Here is an 18108-nt window from a genome sequence, read left to right as displayed (position 1 = left end):
TATGAAGAAGCTATTATTTACCTTTTGTCTTTTGGCACAGACTTTCACGACGTATGCCCAAATGAAAATAACACGCATAGATCCTACCGACTGGTACGTGGGCATGAAGGACGCCAGTCTGCAACTCATGTTCTACGGCAACAATTTGCAAGGCGCGAGCGTTACCACTGATTATGAGGGGGTAAGCGTAGACAGCGTGGTCTCGTTGCCCAACACACATTATCTGCTGGCCTATCTCAACCTGCGTGATGCCAAGCCAGGCATGATGACCCTCAAGCTAACCAAGGGAAAGACCGCCAAGAACGTGAAATACGAGCTGAAGCAGCGCGAGATGAGTGGCGACAAGCGCATGGGATTCACCAATGCCGACGTGCTGTACATGCTCATGCCCGACCGGTTTGCCAACGGAGACACCAAGAACGACCAGATAAAAGGCATGAACAAATATGTTTGCGACCGCACGAAACCCAGTCTGAGACATGGGGGCGACTTGGAGGGCATTCGCAAACACCTCGACTATTTCACCAATCTGGGAGTAACCGCCCTATGGTTCACGCCCGTACTGGAGAACAATTCGCCCGACACCAACGGCTTCAGCACCTACCACGGATATGCCACGACAGATTATTATAAAGTAGACCCGCGCTTTGGCACCAACGAGGAATACCGCAAGCTCATTGACGAAGCCCACCGAAAGGGGCTCAAAGTGGTGATGGACATGATTTTCAACCACTGCGGATTTGAACATCCGTGGCTCAAAGAGCTGCCCTCTGACGATTGGCTGAATGAGCCTGAGTGGCTCAAGGAAGGCACCGGCTCGGGGCGTGATGAGAAGACCGGCATGCCAAATGGCACGAAAACTAACTCCAAGTATTTGCAGACCAGCTACAAACTCACGCCGGTGCTCGACCCATACGCGTCGAAAATAGACCTGAAGGAAACCGTCGACGGATGGTTTGTGCCCTCCATGCCCGACCTGAACCAACGCAATCCGCACGTCATCAAGTACCTCATCCAAAACAGTATATGGTGGATTGAGACCGCAGGCATCAACGGCATCCGGATGGACACCTATCCTTATGCCGACCGTAAAGCCATGGCACAGTGGATGAAGACGCTCAACGAGGAGTATCCCAACTTCAACGTGGTGGGCGAAACATGGAACACAGAACCCGCTTATACGGCAGCTTGGCAAAAAGACAGTAAGCTGTCGGACATCAACAGCAACCTGAAAACAGTCATGGACTTTAGCTTCTTCGAGAAAATCAACAAGGCGAAGAATGAAGAAACCGATGGATGGTGGGACGGACTGAACAGGGTTTACAACTCGCTGGCGGAAGATTACCTGTACGAAAATCCAAGAGACGTCATGGTGTTTATTGAGAATCACGACACCGACCGTTTCTTGGGACACGGACAAGATGTAGCCGCACTGAAGCAGGCCTTAGCCCTCTTGCTCACCATGAACCGCATTCCACAGCTATATTATGGAACAGAGGTGCTGCTGAATGGCACCAAAGAGATAACAGATGGTTATGTACGTCAGGATTTCCCCGGTAGTTTCCCAGGCGATGTACACACGGCATTCACGGCAGAAGGCAGGTCAAAAGCACAAAACGAAATGTTCAACTGGCTCAGCAAGCTGCTGCATTGGCGACAGGGCAATGAAGTGATAGTCCAAGGCAAGCAGATTCAGTTCATCCCTCACCAAGGGGTGTACGTCCTGGCACGCCAGTATCAGGGTAGGTCTGTGCTGACCATACTCAACGGAACATCGAAAGAAGCCCAGTTGGACGTGAAGCGATATGCCGAAGTCATCGGCAAATCAACTGCTGCTCATGACGTCATTACCGGCGAAAACGTAGACATGAGCAAAGACATCAAGTTAGCTCCACACCAAACGCTTGTCATTGAATTATAGGTAAAAAGGGAGTTAACAGGAGTTAGAGTGGAGTTAGAAAGAAGTGAACGGACATTAGTTCAACTGAGCTTAGAAAGCGAATGCTTTTGTAGTCAATCACAAAAAGCTATTGTCAACTAACTCCCTCTTAACTCCACGCTAACTCCTTTTTAACTCCTCAGCCACTCATTTTTAACTCCCTGCTATCTCCTGTTAACTCCCTGTTGACTCCCGATATCTCCCATTAACCTTCCGTAGCCCCCACCCTTTGCCCTCGTTGCGAGATGTCAAGAAGAATCTTCCATAGGTAAAGCCGAGATATTTTTCTTTACAAACATACCTTTCATAATTTCATTATTTGACAACAGCAGATTGTTTGGCTTCAAATACGCCAAGGATAAGCAACGTTTATATCTCATTGTAACACAATTTATTACAGTATTTCGAGCGTAAAAAACAATCCTCTCATCAGTCTTATTTTCTCAAAAGCATTGCCTTAGTGCGCTAATATGCATGCTTTTGGCGTACAAAGTCATGTTCGTTGAGGTGTTAAGTGATGCTTCTGTGCGTGTAATATCATTGTTTTTAGATCGAAAAACAGAATTCTGAGGAAAAACAGCTCCTTGTTTTCATCCGGCAAGCCTATTGTTTTTCTCCAGAATGAAAATTCAGAAGGACTGTTTTTGGGCCTTTTTTTGGTAAAAATAATTGAAGTTTTCTGTCTGTACCCCCTTCGCTTCACTTTATTTTTGGGTGTTCAACCAATTTCTCCAATAAGTAGATTTTAACCCAAGTGAATAGCGTTAATAAATCGTAATATAATTAATAAATTATAAAATAATAGCTATTGAGAGAGTCTAATGTTGGCTATGTTTATAGATATGTGTATTTTTGCAGACCGATTATTTCGGGGATGAACTTAGAGTCCCCTGTGCGGATGTGTTAATAGTGGTGCTTTTGGCCGAGCATCACGGTTAGTGAATCGTTCGTACATGAGTGAAATAAAAACGTTTTTTAGTAGTAAAATTTAAATTTTTAATGGACACATTAAGTTACAAGACTATTTCCGTCAACAAGGAAACAGCTCAAAAAGAGTGGGTCGTAGTAGACGCAACCGACCAGATTGTTGGTCGCCTTTGCTCAAAGGTCGCTAAGTTGCTGCGTGGCAAGTACAAGCCAACTTTCACTCCTCATGTTGATTGTGGAGACAACGTCATTATCATCAATGCCGAGAAAATTAAGTTCTCTGGCAAGAAAGAGACAGACAAACTTTATACACGTTATACCGGTTATCCTGGTGGACAGCGTTTCAACACTCCTGCCGAGCTTCGTACTCGCAAGAACGGTGTTGACAAAATTGTTCGTCATGCCGTAAAAGGTATGCTGCCAAAGGGTCCGTTGGGACGTTCTTTGCTGAGCAACCTGTATGTATTCGAAGGTGCTGAGCACGACAAGGCTGCCCAGAAGCCTAAGGCTATCGATATTAACCAGTATAAATAATAAGGAAAGATGGAAGTAATCAATGCAATAGGCCGTCGCAAGAGCGCCATCGCTCGCGTATACCTGACTGAAGGTACCGGCAAAATAACGATTAACAAAAAAGATATTGAAACCTATTTCCCATCAGCTATCTTGCGTTATGTGGTTAAACAGCCATTGGAAACACTTGAGGTTGAAGGAAAATATGACATCAAGGCCAACCTTGATGGTGGCGGATTCACAGGTCAGAGCCAGGCACTTCGCCTCGCCATTGCCCGTGCGCTCGTCAAGTTGAATGCTGAAGATAAGAAGGTGTTGAAGGACAATGGATTCTTGACACGTGACAGCCGTGCTGTTGAGCGTAAGAAGCCAGGACAGCCCAAGGCCCGTCGTCGCTTCCAGTTCAGTAAGCGTTAATGAGGAGAGTAGTTGACAAGTTCACGAGTAGACAAGTTGACGAGGTGATACTTCTAAACTTGTAAACGATTAACTCGTACACTTTCAAGCTATCAACTCGTAAACTTGTAAACTGTTTACTTGTAAACTTGTAAACTTGTAAACTATCAACTCGTAAACTGATCACCCGTTTAGTATCTAAATCCTCGAGATTTCCCATGCGTGACGAACTACTCGAAGATTGGTTCTAATCAACTAAAAAGAAAGTAAACAATTTAAAGAAAAGAAAAATGTCAAGAACAAATTTTGACCAATTATTGCAGGCAGGTAGCCACTTCGGACACCTCCGTCGCAAATGGAATCCAGCCATGGCTCCTTATATCTTCATGGAGCGCAATGGTATTCACATCATCGACCTGAACAAAACGGTTGCAAAGATTGACGAAGCAGCCGAAGCTTTGAAACAGATTGCGAAGTCTGGTAGGAAGATTTTGTTTGTCGCTACTAAAAAACAAGCTAAGGACATCGTAGCCGAGAAGGCTGCATCTGTAAACATGCCATACGTGAACGAGCGTTGGGCTGGTGGTACACTGACCAACTTCCCAACCATTCGTAAGGCTGTGAAGAAAATGACAAACATCGACAAGTTGATGGCTGATGGCACGTTCGAAAACATCTCCAAGCGTGAGTTGCTTCAGATTACACGCCAACGCGCCAAGTTGGAGAAGAACTTGGGTTCTATTGCCGACCTTACTCGCTTGCCTTCCGCATTGTTCGTTGTAGACGTATGCAAGGAACACATCGCAGTGAAGGAAGCCAATCGCTTGGGCATCCCCGTGTTCGCTATCGTTGACACCAACTCAGATCCTAAGAACATCGACTTCGTGATTCCCGCAAATGATGATGCGAAAGATTCTGTAGAAGTAATCTTGACTGCTTGCTGTCAAGCCATCGCTGAGGGTTTGGAGGAACGCAAGGCTGAAAAGGCTGACGAAAAGGCTGCTGCCGAGCAGCAAGAAGAAGCTGCAGAGGCTAAGCCAAAGCGTGCTCGCAAGGCTCGCAAGCAGACCGAAGAGTCTGAGAAGGCTGAAGCAACAGAGGAAGTAGCTGACAAAGCTGAACCTGCAAAGGAAGAAAACAAGGAAGCTGAAGCTAAAGAAGAAGCTCCTGCTGCTGAATAATCGTATTGAATAGAGAAGAACGAAGGGGGGAAAGGTATGTTCTTAACATATCTGGTGGTCTCTTCATTCTTCTCTGTCCTTTTTATAAAAGAATAATATTAACCCAATAAATAAGATTTTTATATTATGGCTGTAACAATTGCTGATATACAAAAGCTTCGTAAACTGACCGGCGCTGGTCTGGCTGATTGCAAGAAAGCGTTGACCGAAGCTGCTGGTGACATGGACAAGGCTGTTGAGTTGGTTCGTGAACGCGGACTGGCTATCGCTGCCAAACGTTCTGATCGTGAGACCTCAAACGGTTGTGTGCTCGTGAAAGTTGACAAAGACTTCGCTGCAATGATTGCCTTGAAGTGCGAAACCGACTTTGTGGCTAACGGCAAGGACTTTATCGAGTGTACACAAAACATCCTCGACGCTGCCGTTGCTGCTAAGGCCAAGACCATTGATGAAATCCTGACTTTGAAGCTTGCAGATGGAAAAGATGTTGCCACAACCGTTAAACTTCGTTCTGGTATCACAGGCGAGAAGATGGAGTTGGATGGCTATCGTTTCCTCGAAGGAGAAAACATTGAGGCATACAACCACATGAACAAGAACATCCTGTGCACAATGGTTCAGACCAATAAACCTGCCGAAGAGCAGGCTCATAACATCGCCATGCAGGTTGCTGCGATGAACCCTGTGGCCTTGAATGAAGAAAACGTTTCGCAAGAAGTGAAAGATGCTGAGTACAAGGTGGCTGTAGAGAAGACCAAAGAAGAGCAGATTGAGAAAGCTGTTTCGGCAGCATTGAAGAAAGCTGGCTTCAACTTGTATATCGCTGAGAGCGAGGAACACATGGAGGAAGGCATCCGCAAGGGTGAAATTACCGCTGAGCAAGCAGACGAGATTCGTAAGATTAAGGCTGAAACAGCAGCTGACAAGAAGGAGCATTTGCAAGAAAACATGATCCAGAATATTGCCAAAGGCCGTATGAACAAGTTCTTCAAGGAAAACTGCTTGTTGAACCAAGAATATATCCAGGACAGCAAAATCACTGTTTCTGAATATCTGAAACAGGCTGACAAGGATTTGGAAATCGTCGATTTCAAGCGTTTTAGCTTGCGTGCAGATTAATAAACAACTTCCAAGAAAGGAAGTTTTGTGACATAGAAAAGTCCGGTTGAGAACCTCTCAATCGGGCTTTTTCCGTGTTGAGCGTAAGCAGTGCAGGATAGATTTGCCTAAATACTTCTCATTAGTTTTTTTATAAAAATGAATGACAACACAGCGCTACGAGGTATAAAAACACTTCATTTGTAAATATATGTTAATTACATTACTATTTATTTACAACATTGTGTTATTTTGGTTAAAACAAGTAACTTTGTCTGCGGTATATAAAGCCATTAATATGGTAACCAAACAATCCTGACATTTCTGTAGCTGAAACCAATTATTTACAAATATTTAAATCTCATTCTAACCTATGAAAATATTGATTAATGGTGGGTAATAATCCACATACTGAGAAACTTATGCAACAAAAACTTAACCCATGAAGGGTTAACCTAATATTACTAATTAAACTTACTTCAATCATATGGAAAATATTTCATGTAAGAAGCCTTGTATGCCCCAGTTCAAACGAATGGGCAAGATTGCATTGCTCGCTTTACTATTCATGGCCGGAGGAACATCTCACGCTCTGTCGGAGAAAATACATTCATCCGCTATGAGGACTGCACAGCAATCTGAAAAAACAGTGAAAGGAACAATAGTTGATGCACACGGAGAACCTTTGACAGGTGTCACTGTGGCAGAACAGGGAACTCAAAACGGAGCCATAACTGATATAGATGGCAATTTTAGTATTACCGTTTCGTCTGCAAAACCAGTGTTGTCGATTTCATATGTAGGTTACAAGACACAAAATGTGAATGTAGCCAATCGTAACACCATCAAAGTGACGATGCAGGAAGATAATCAGACTTTGACAGAAGTTGTCGTTACCGGTTTCGGTATGCAACAGAAAAAGGAGTCGTTGACAGGTGCTATCTCTAGCATTAACGATAAAGACATCTCGCGTTCAGTGGCTACCACTGTTTCAGGCACCCTGGTTGGTAAGATTGCCGGTGTCAATAGCCGCCAGGCTGATGGTAGACCAGGCTCTTCAACTTCTTTACAGATTCGCAACATGGGAACGCCGTTGTATGTGATCGACGGTGTGGTGAAGGACGAAGGTCAATTTAACAACTTAGATGCTAACGATATCGAACAAGTTAGTGTGCTGAAAGATGCTTCGGCTGCTATTTATGGTGTGCGTGCAGCCAATGGCGTTGTCGTCGTAACAACCAAGCATGGTCGGCTCAACACTGCTCCGCAGTTTGAGGTAAACGGATACTATGGTTGGCAGCACATTTCTAAGTTTGCGAAGCCTGCAACACTGAAGACTTATATGGAGCGATTTATAGGTAGTCAGACTATACAAGGAACAAACTACACCTATTCGAAGGAGGATTACCAAAAATGGATGCAAGGCACAGAGAAAGGCTATCGGCCTTTTGATTGGTACGATTATGTATGGACGACGTCTCCACAGACCTATGTCAGCATGAATGCATCAGGCGGCTCTGACAAAATCAATTATTATTTCTCTGTTAGCAATTTGGTACAGGAAGCTGCTATACGTAACTATGGCGGTTTCTATAGAACCAACGTTCAGATGAACATTGACGCACAAATCACTAATAAGTTGAAAGTTGGTGCGTCTGTAAATGGTCGTATTGAGAAGAGACGTCAGCCCGGTGTTCCTGGGATGGATGACTATTGGCTGCCGATCTTTGCAACCTACCGGAATCTTCCGACACGACGTCCTTTTGCCAACGACAATCCAAAGTATCCACAACGAACATCTGCTAACACAGACACCAACTTTGCATTTCTAAATTACGAAAGGTCTGGTGTTTATACCGATAAGTGGCGTGTCATTCAGATGAATGCTAATGCTAGTTATGATATACTCGATGGGTTGAAAGCTTCTTGGTTGGTTGGCTATTACCTCGGCTATCATCAGTTGAACAACCAAGAGTATACCTACTCATTGTATCGCTATGATGAAGCTACGGACACATACCCTGTTGATTTCTACAATGGGAATCCATGGCGTGAGCGTACATTGGGACATGTTGAAGAGTTGTCTTCAAACATGCGGTTGACTTACGATAAGTATTTCGGCGATCACCACGTATCAGCTTTGTTTGGTTTTGATGCAACAAAACGTAGGACACCTTCTGTCTGGGTTCACTCTATTCCCTATGCAAATGCGATGCATCTGATCGACTTCACGACATTGGATACATACAATGATTACGGAAACAGAACGGAAGCGCGACTAGGATATATGATGAAGTTAAATTATGACTTTGCCAACAAGTATCTCATCGAGCTGTCTGCTCGTAGGGACGGTGCTTGGAAATGGGCTCCCGGACATCGATGGGGCTGGTTCCCGGCAGCCTCTTTGGGATGGCGAATCTCTGAAGAAGGCTTTTGGAAAGGTTCAAAACTGGGTTCTGTTTTTGACGACTTGAAGCTACGTGCATCATACGGTGTCGTAGGCGATGACAATGTAGAGGGGTATGCTGCATACGACTATATGATGGGCTATAACTACAAGGACGGAGGTTCTGCGATTGATGGTAATTACGTAATAGGTTCACGTGCACGTAATCTTCCTGCGACTACCTTTACTTGGATGAAGGCGCACATACTTGACATTGGTATCGACTTTGCTTTCCTTGGACAAAGACTATCAGGAACGTTAGACTACTTTGATCGCAACCGTACAGGTTTGCCAGAAAGACGATACGATGTGCTAATACCTGCTGAAGTAGGTTTCAACTTGCCCAAAGAGAACCTGAACTCCGACGTTCGTCGTGGATTTGATGGATCGGTTAATTGGCGTGATAAAGTAGGTGATTTCCAGTATAGGATTGGTCTTAACTTTACCTACGCCCGTCGATATAACTGGGAACAATACAAACCTCGCTTCAGCAATTCGTGGGATGAGTATTGCAACACGAGATGGCATCGTTTTGATGGCATCTACTGGGGATTGAAGAATGATGGTCAATTCCAGTCATGGGAAGAAATCGCTAAATGGCCAATTGACAACGACCGTCATGGCAATAAGACTTTGCGCCCTGGTGACATTAAATATAAGGACCTGAACAATGATGGAGTCATCAATGGCATGGACGCACGTCCTATCGGATACCGCAATGGTGGTACTCCGAACTTAAACTACGGTTTTAACTTTGGCATCAACTGGAAAGGCATAGACTTCGCTTTTGACCTCACTGGAGGTTCCGGCATGTCGTTCTGGACAAACTGGGAACAGATGCTTCCTTTCCATGATGGTGGCAACAATCCGCAGTACCTGTTGGAAGATAGCTGGCACTTGAGTGATATGTGGGATGCAAACAGTGAACTAATCCCCGGCAAGTATCCAATGCCGTTGATTGGTAACAGTGGACACAGCAATTATTGGGGCAGTGACTTTTGGTTGCAAAACGTACGTTATGTAAAGTTGCGTAATTTTGAAATTGGATATACCTTCCCAACGGTTTGGATGCAGAAGCTTTCCCTGAAATCATTGCGCGTTTACATAGCAGGACAGAATGTTTTGACGTTCTCCAATAAACCAGGCTTCGATCCTGAGCAGGAGAGTGCAAGTGGTTTACAATACCCTACAATGCGTGTCATCAATGTTGGTTTCAATCTTAAATTTTAAATCATTATGAATAAAATAAAATATATATTTGCTTCAGCTCTCGCAGCGTTGGCTATGACAGGCTGCAGTGGATTCCTGGATCAAAATCCAGACAACATCTACACCAATGATCAAATCTACGGTGATAAGAACATGATAAAGTCTGTTCTGGCAAACTTGTACGGACGTATCACTTACGGACAACATTTGGACGATACATGGCAGTTTACCTTGATTGATGAGGCTGCAAAAAGCGAAAGTGGTCCAGATAACTATTCGACCTTTGAAAACTATCGTTGGCGTGTGTACGACTATGTGATGATCAGGAATTGTAACCAGTTCTTGGAAGGACTTCGTAACACTCACGTCATGTCTGATATCGAAAAAGCTCCTCTTGAGGGTGAAGTTCGTTTCATTCGGGCTTGGGTGTATTTCAACATGTGCCGTAGCTTGGGTGGTGTTTCTTTGATGGGCGATAGTGTGTATGGTTATACTGGCCCAGATGACATTAATTCACTTTTGAAGGCAAGGTCGACAGAGGCTCAGACCTATGACTATATCATTAAAGAATGTAAAGAAGCAGCAAAAATGTTAGGTGCTGACAAGACTGTCCATTCTGCTCGTGCAAATAAATGGGCGGCCAAAATGTTACAGGCACGCGCAGCCATTTATGCGGCTTCTTTGGCTAAGTATAACAATCAGATGACTAATCCTATCAAGACAGCTGGAGGCGAGGTTGGTATTCCTGCAGATAAAGCAAATGGATATTATCATGAGGCTTTGGCTGCTGCTAAGGATGTCATTGAAAACAGTCCTTACAAATTACAGGACAATTATCCCAATGATAAGGGCAAGAACTTCTATGAGGCAGTTACTTCTAAGGAAAACAATTCGGAGGTAATCTGGGCACGCGACTACTACTATCCTGGCTCTACCCATGGTTTTACACAAAGTAACATCCCAGCTTCCCATGCAGAGGATATCGACAATAGCTATGCTGGTCCAACATTAAACTTGGTTGAAATGTTCGAGCCCTTAAACACACCTACACCCGGGCAGGCGCAAAAGATAGAAACGAAATTGGCTGATGGGTCTTACAAGTTTTATGACAAGGCTACTGATCCCTTCTCTAATCGTGACCCTCGTCTTTATGGTTCTGTGATTTATCCCGGTGCTCCGTTTAAAGGTTCCGAAGTAATTCTTCAGGCAGGCCAACTGAGAATGAATAATGGGAAATGGGAATTGAAAACAGGCAAATTGGATTCTAAGGATGAGCAAGGCAACCTGTTGACTTCGCAAAATGGACCTATGCAAAGCAATGACCAGCACATCAATAAAACAGGATTCTATTTTCGTAAGTTCTTGGATGAGACACCAGGTGCGTCAACTCGCGGACGTCGTGCGGACACATGGTGGCCTTATTTCAGAATCGCTGAGGCTTACATGATTGCCTGTGAGGCATCGTTCGAATTAGGTAATTCCTCTGATGCGCTTTCTTATATCAACAAGGTTCGTCAGCGTGCGGGTGTTCAGGATTTGCACTCTCTTAATTTCAACCAGATTGTTCATGAGAATGCCGTAGAGTTCGCATTCGAGTTCCATCGTTGGTGGGATTTGAAACGTTGGCGTCTGGCAGATAAGATATTCAATGGAAATCCCAATGACGAACATGCACGTCATCGTAGGTTATGGCCGTATCGGGTTGTCGCTCCTGGAAATCCCAATGATGGGAAATGGGTGTTTGTTGAAGACTTCTTCTTCATGTCTCCAAACGCACGTTATTTCAAGATTCAGAACTATTACAATTTCTATGACAATAGTTGGTTAAATAGAAATCCACTTCTTGTTAAGAACCCATATCAATAATCTTAAATAGATAGAAATATGAAAAAAGTAATTTTAAATATATCATTATTTGTCGCTGGTGTACTCAGTTTCACATCATGTGGATTAGATAACATGGATGAACCCGAATCGATGTTGACAGGTAATGTACAATACAAAGGACAGAACCTCAACTTGCAAGGTACAGGTGAAGCCATCCAGTTACAGCTTTATCAAGACAATTATCAGCTTCATTCTCCTATTACTGTTTATGTTGATCAACAAGGAAGATTCAGTGCCAAATTGTTCAACGGCACCTACAAACTTGTTACAAAAGACGGTAATGGGCCTTGGGTGAACAAACGTGACACTACCGTAGTTAACCTTAATGGAGCAGCTGAGGTTAATCTCGAAGTAACACCTTATTTCATAGTGTCAGATGCCAAGGCAAATCTGTCAGGAAATAGCATTTCTGTTACATTTAAGCTGTCCAAGATTGTAGAAACGGCCACAATAGACAAGGGAATTATATCTGTAGGCTCCACAGGACTGATTGATGGCCAGAATGCTTTCCGTGCAAAGAATATCAAGGCAGATGCCATCAAAGTAGGAACGAATACGTTCACACTTGATTTGAAGAGCGAGCAATTGTCTGCATTAAAGTCTAAACCACGGATGACTGTACGCATTGGCGTGAAGGCTTCACAAGCCGATCAAGCCATCTACTCGCCGGTAATGGATTTGAAATAATTAGATTGGGATTCAAGATAACTGGCCTATCTGGCCCGCTTGAATGATATCTAACTGACAGGATGGATGCATGAAATAATGCGTCCATCCTGTTTCCGTATCCTACCCTTCGACGAAAGCAATGCCATCGTTCGCTACTTATTCTAATTTGTAGTATCTTTGCAGCATACCAAATTGCAGCTGCTGGCTGTGAAGAATCAATAGAAAAAATCAAAGAGATGAAGATATTTGCCGTTGGAATGAATTACGCACAGCACAATAAAGAGCTGTTGGGAACGTTATCAAAAACAGAGAATCCTGTGATTTTCATGAAGCCTGATTCGGCTTTGCTCAAAGATCATAAGCCGTTCTTCATTCCCGATGACTTGGGGAGGATAGAATACGAGGCCGAAGTGGTCGTACGGATTTGTCGATTAGGTAAGACTATCTCAGAACGATTTGCCCATCGTTACTACGATGCTGTTACCGTAGGAATAGATTTTACAGCTCGTGAACTGCAACAAAAGTTACGCACAGCAGGGCAGCCTTGGGAGCTATCCAAAGGATTTGATGGTGCGGCTGCGTTGGGTGACTGGGTAGATGTAGGCAAGTTTCGCGACGTGCAGACGCTCAACTTCCATCTTGATATCAATGGACAGACGGTGCAAGAAGGGTTCACGGGTGACATGTTGTACAAGATTGATGAGCTGATAGCTTATATCAGTCGATATTTCACCTTAAAAACTGGTGACATCTTGTACACCGGTACGCCTGCGGGAACAGGTCCTGTGGAGGTAAACGACCATTTAGAGGGGTATCTGGCAGACCGAAAGGTGCTTGAAATGAATTGTAAATAAACTCAGAATTAGAAAGCGTGTTGAGAGAAATCAAATTTCTTGTTATTGGTTTTTTGTCGCTTTTGTGCTTGAGTGTTTCTGCTCAAGAGCGTTTCTTTAACTTGACGGCAGCTGACGTGAAGATAGATTCACGGTTGCCTCATTTCTCCCATTCCTTTGCGCTGGGCAATCAATACGCTGACTCTTCCTATGCCGTTTCTATTCTCTACCCCGAATTCATAGACATGACGTCGGCCGATATTGCACGATACAGACAGCTGTCTGACGCGCCATTGCCAGCCTTACCACCTATCCGACAGCGGTTGGCTTTGGATAGAAAGAAAGGTTCGTTGGAGGTAGACTTCTGCCCTTTGGTGTTTCGTGACGGCAAATATCAAATTTTAGTCAGCTTCATGCTGCGATTAGAAGCCCAGCCACGCAAGCAATCGCTGCGACATGCAGCAGTACGGACAAGGGCAGGCGGCACGAGTCGTTATGCTGCTCACTCGGTATTGGCGTCAGGCAAGTGGGCAAAAATACGCGTACCCGCATCGGGCGTGTACCGATTGACGGATGACTTGATTCGTAAGGCCGGCTTTACAGATATTAATAAGGTGAAAGTTTATGGCTATGGCGGTAGGTTACAAAACGAGAAACTGGTTGCTGAAGAGTTGGTGGCAACCGATGATTTGAAGGAAGTTCCCACCTGTTGGGTTGATGGGCGTCGATTGTTTTATGCATACGGGCCAGTGTCATGGGAATCCAACACAGCCACTCGTCGCACTCGCAACCCCTATTCAGACTATGGCTATTACTTTCTGACGCAGACAGATGATGCGCCCACGTCTGTCGATTCTACGGCGTTTCTGGCATCTTTCTATCCCTCGCCTGACGATTATCACACCCTTTACGAAGTTGACGGTCATGCATGGTATGCTGGCGGACGCAACTTGTTTGACCCCAATCCCATCCCAGCAGGTTCTTCCAAGACATTTATCATCCCGTCTAAGGCGGGTCAAGGCCGTGCTAAGATGTCAGTCAATCTATCTGCTGGCACCGCATCTCTGGCAGCCGTGACCTATCAGAATGCCGAATTGGGGACGTTGAACATCCGTTTAAGAGATCATGACAGTGGAAATGAAGCGGGTGCGGTATATGAAATCAACAGAACATGGACGACTGATTCTGTCAAGATAACCACAAACTCAGGCGGTCCGGTTCGCTTGGATTATATTTCTTTAATATGGCAAAAGCCTCTGCCGGCACCACAACTCAAAGGAACCTCCTTCCCCGTTCCTGAATATGTTTACAACATTACCAACCAAGACTTGCATGGAGATGGCTTCGTCGACATGGTCATCATCATTCCCACCAGTCAAAAGCTTCGCACGCAGGCTGAACGTTTGAAGGCTTTCCACGAACAAAACGATGGCATGCGGGTACGCATCGTGCCGGCTGATGAACTTTACAACGAGTTCTCGAGCGGTACTCCTGACGCCAATGCCTACCGCAGATACCTCAAGATGTTGTACGATCGGGCACAGACTGATGCTGACATGCCGAAATATCTGTTGCTGTTTGGCGATTGTGTCTGGGACAACCGAATGCTAACGCCCAACTGCCGCAATCTCAATCCTGATGATTACCTGCTTTGTTTTGAGAGTGAAAATTCGTTCAGTGCCCTTCATTGCTATGTAGACGATGGCTTCTTTTGTGCTTTGGACGACGGAGAAGGTTTGAATACCAATTTCTCTGATAAGCAAGATGTCGCCGTGGGCCGTTTCCCTGTGAAGACAGAAGCCGAGGCCAAGGTGATGGTTGATAAGGTTATCAACTATGTGAAAAACAAAAATGGCGGTGCATGGCAAAACACTTTGGTATTCATGGGTGATGATGGCGAGGACAATCTGCACATGCGTGGCATCAATACCACGGCCGATGCCATCTCAACACAGTATCCTGGCTATTTGGTCAAGAAAATCATGTGGGATGCATACGTTCGCGAAACTTCGTCTACTGGACATGCCTACCCAGAGGTAACTCGACTGATTAAACAGCAGCAGGCGGCAGGAGCCCTCATCATGGATTACGGTGGACATGGGTCAGAAATGCAGATTTCCCATGAAAAGGTGTTGAATTTAAGTGATTTCCAGTCGTTCAATAATCCTAATCTTCCCTTGTGGGTCACTGCTGCGTGTGACATTATGCCTTTCGATGGCACCGTTCCAACCATTGGTGAGGCAGCCGTACTCAATCCGAAGGGCGGCGCTTTGGCTTTCTTTGGCACAACTCGTACCGTTTGGGCTTATTACAACGCCCAGATCAACACCTCTTTCCTGCGGCATGTGTTGAACAAGGACCGTGCTGGGAAACCGATTACGATAGGTGAAGCTCAACGCTTGGCCAAGAATGAGATGATTGATACTAAACGCGACTTGACAGACAACAAACTGCAATATTCATTGTTGGGCGACCCAGCCGTGGCACTTCATCAGCCCACCTTAAAGGTGGTTGTCGATTCCATCAATGGCTCGCCCGTGTCAACTGATGTCAAAACTTCTCTCAAAGCTGGTGGAATAGCCAAAGTGACGGGGCATGTAGAACACGCCGCCGACTTCAATGGAACGGTAACTGTGACCGTTCGGGATAGCCAAGAAAAAATTGTTTGCCGAATGAACGATGCGGCTGACATCACCAGTCCGTTTACCTATTACGATCGCACCAAGACATTGTTCAACGGGTCTGGCAACGTTGTTGGTGGAAGGTTTACGCTAACTTTCGCCATTCCGCGGGACATCAATTACACGGATGGCACGGGACTAATGAATTTGTATGCCTTGAGTGATGACCATCAGTTGAAGGCACACGGTACCAGCGAGGCGTTTACGATTGGTGGCACAGCAGATGTGGCCAACGATTCCATCGGACCATCCATTTACTGTTATCTCAACTCGCCGTCGTTCACCAATGGCGATAAGGTGAACAGCACGCCTTATTTCGTTGCGAAAATTACCGATGAGAATGGAATCAATAGCGCTGGAAGCGGCATTGGGCACGACTTGCAGTTGATTATCGATGGAGAAATGTCAAAAACATATAACCTCAACGATCATTTCGTGTACGACTTTGGCAGTTATACCACCGGAACCACGTATTACAACATCCCCGAATTGGCTCCTGGTCCGCACAGGCTACAATTCAGAGCATGGGATGTTCTGAACAATTCTTCGACCGCAGAACTGACATTCCATGTCGTCAAGGGCATGCAACCCAATCTGTTTTCGGTCGATTGCACGCATAATCCCGCACGAACCACTACGACCTTCATCATCAACCACGACAGGGTGGGCGGACAGGTGGATGTGGAAATTGACGTGTTCGACATGAGTGGCCGCCAACTATGGAAGCATCAGGAACGTGGCGTGAGTACTAATGATGCTTATACCATTGACTGGGATTTGAGAGTAGACAGTGGGGCACGCTTGCAAACTGGCGTTTATCTCTATCGTGTGCTGCTCTCTTCTGAGGGCAGTCAGAAGGTTTCCAAAGCGAAGAAACTCATCGTGATAGGCAATAATTAACCATCCCATGCGTTTTTAATCAATAACAGAAAAGAGTTACAGTACAGAATGAATAGATTTCCAAGAATATTTTGCATGCTGTTGTTTGTCTGCTTTGCTCTTTCATTGTCGGCGCAGGACAAACGAAACATGTTTAATCCAGTCCACTCATCGGTCACTTCACAAATGATTGCACCCGATGCTCGCTCGGCCGGCTTGGGTGATGTGGGTGCGGCTACCGATCCTGACGTGGTTTCACAATATTGGAACCCAGCCAAATATCCCTTCACCATCAGTCGTGCTGGTGTGGCACTCAACTACACGCCATGGCTCCGACAGTTGGTCAACGACATCGATTTGGCCTATTTGGCAGGCTACTATCGCATCGGTGACTATAGTGCCATGTCTGGTTCGCTGCGCTATTTCTCACTGGGCGAGGTGACAACCAATGTTGACAGAGATGGCAAAGGGGGTGGGATGACCATCAACCCATACGAAATGTCATTGGATGTAGCCTACTCGTTGATGTTGAGTGAGCGATTTTCATTAGGTGCTGCCGTGCGTTGGATTTACTCTGACTTAACTTACGACTTTAAGGATGAAACCACTCCTGGCTCGGCTTTCGCCGCAGACATCTCGGCCTATTATCAAAATTATATCAACCTTGGGGAACGTGAAAGCCAGTTGGGCATCGGCCTCAACATCTCAAACATTGGTAGTAAGATTACTTTTGGTGGCAGCGACAACAGTGAGTTCATTCCCACCAACCTGCGGTTGGGTGCTTCTCTGATGATTCCCATCGATGAATATAACCGATTTACCGTGGCAGCCGATGCCAACAAATTGTTGGTACCCACCTACCCAAAACAGAATGAGGGCGAGAGTACGGAGGACTACCAGGAGCGTGTTCAGAAAGAATATTATGATGTGTCGAGCATCAGCGGTATTTTCAAAAGCTTCAGCGATGCCCCCAATGGTGTGAGAGAAGAGTTGCAGGAAATACAATGGAGCGTAGGTGCCGAGTATGTTTATCACGATCAGTTCGCACTGCGGGCGGGTTATCATCATCAAGCAGAGAATAAAGGTAACCTAAAATACTTTACGGTGGGTGCCGGTTTCAAGATGAGTGTGTTCTCACTGGATGCAGGTTACGTGATTGCCATGGCAAAGAGCAATCCGCTTGACCAAACCCTTCGCTTCTCATTGAACTTTGATATGGATGGGATTAAAGACTTGTTTAGGAGGTAAGAATGGCAGCCTCTCCCCCAACCCCTCTACAGCCTCTCCCCCAACCCCTCCCCGAAGGGGAGGGGAGTGATTAGCAAGGCTATCAACTTGTAAACTGGTAATCTAGGAGCCTAGAAAATCTAGAACATCTAGGAATTCTAGGAATCCTAGGAAATCTAGGAAAACTAGATAATTAGGAAAACTAAACAACTAGAAATCTATA

General features: G+C 45.2%; 11 protein-coding genes. All 11 read left to right on the top strand.

All coding sequences use genetic code 11. The features are described from left to right. Position 1: 1 nt before the first annotated feature. The 11 genes from HMPREF1254_RS06715 to porV all read left to right on the top strand — a co-directional run bounded on the left by HMPREF1254_RS06715 (position 2) and on the right by porV (position 17906). Entirely contained in the window at positions 2-1921 is a 1920-nt protein-coding gene (locus HMPREF1254_RS06715) for a glycoside hydrolase family 13 protein (RefSeq protein WP_023057871.1), read from the top strand. Positions 1922-2938: 1017 nt separating this feature from the next. Further along, a complete protein-coding gene (gene rplM, locus HMPREF1254_RS06710) occupies positions 2939-3400 on the top strand; it encodes a 50S ribosomal protein L13 (RefSeq protein WP_023057899.1) in 462 nt (153 codons plus the stop codon). Between the two features lie 9 nt (positions 3401-3409). Further along, positions 3410-3796: a 30S ribosomal protein S9 gene (rpsI, locus tag HMPREF1254_RS06705; RefSeq protein ID WP_004347912.1), complete on the top strand. Its 387-nt coding sequence runs from the start codon at positions 3410-3412 to the stop codon at positions 3794-3796. 269 nt (positions 3797-4065) lie between these two features. Further along, positions 4066-4956 carry a 30S ribosomal protein S2 gene (gene rpsB, locus HMPREF1254_RS06700; RefSeq protein ID WP_023057913.1) on the top strand — a complete coding sequence of 297 codons (891 nt, stop codon included), beginning with the start codon at positions 4066-4068 and terminating at the stop codon, positions 4954-4956. A 126-nt stretch (positions 4957-5082) separates the two neighbouring features. Next, on the top strand, positions 5083-6075 hold the full coding sequence (gene tsf, locus HMPREF1254_RS06695) for a translation elongation factor Ts (RefSeq protein WP_023057874.1): 993 nt from the start codon (positions 5083-5085) through the stop codon (positions 6073-6075). A gap of 628 nt (positions 6076-6703) precedes the next feature. Further along, positions 6704-9730, top strand: a complete 3027-nt coding sequence (locus HMPREF1254_RS06690) for a SusC/RagA family TonB-linked outer membrane protein (protein WP_231385827.1) — start codon at positions 6704-6706, stop codon at positions 9728-9730. Between the two features lie 6 nt (positions 9731-9736). After that, a complete protein-coding gene (locus HMPREF1254_RS06685) occupies positions 9737-11575 on the top strand; it encodes a RagB/SusD family nutrient uptake outer membrane protein (RefSeq protein ID WP_023057931.1) in 1839 nt (612 codons plus the stop codon). A gap of 18 nt (positions 11576-11593) precedes the next feature. Then, on the top strand, positions 11594-12283 hold the full coding sequence (locus HMPREF1254_RS06680; RefSeq protein ID WP_023057887.1) for a DUF3823 domain-containing protein: 690 nt from the start codon (positions 11594-11596) through the stop codon (positions 12281-12283). A 218-nt stretch (positions 12284-12501) separates the two neighbouring features. Next, positions 12502-13119 (top strand): fumarylacetoacetate hydrolase family protein, encoded by a 618-nt coding sequence (locus HMPREF1254_RS06675; RefSeq protein WP_023057918.1) that lies wholly within the window; start codon positions 12502-12504, stop codon positions 13117-13119. A 29-nt stretch (positions 13120-13148) separates the two neighbouring features. Continuing rightward, positions 13149-16679, top strand: coding sequence for a type IX secretion system sortase PorU (gene porU / locus HMPREF1254_RS06670; RefSeq protein WP_155945438.1), 3531 nt, complete (start codon positions 13149-13151; stop codon positions 16677-16679). A gap of 48 nt (positions 16680-16727) precedes the next feature. Continuing rightward, entirely contained in the window at positions 16728-17906 is a 1179-nt protein-coding gene (gene porV, locus HMPREF1254_RS06665; RefSeq protein WP_036891153.1) for a type IX secretion system outer membrane channel protein PorV, read from the top strand. Positions 17907-18108 lie beyond the last annotated feature (202 nt).

Origin of the sequence: Prevotella sp. BV3P1 (genome assembly GCF_000479005.1) — a bacterium.
In the GTDB taxonomy this organism is placed as follows: Bacteria; Bacteroidota; Bacteroidia; order Bacteroidales; family Bacteroidaceae; genus Prevotella.
The sequence above is the reverse complement of the archived record's forward strand: the minus strand, read 5'-3'. Positions and strand labels throughout refer to the sequence as shown.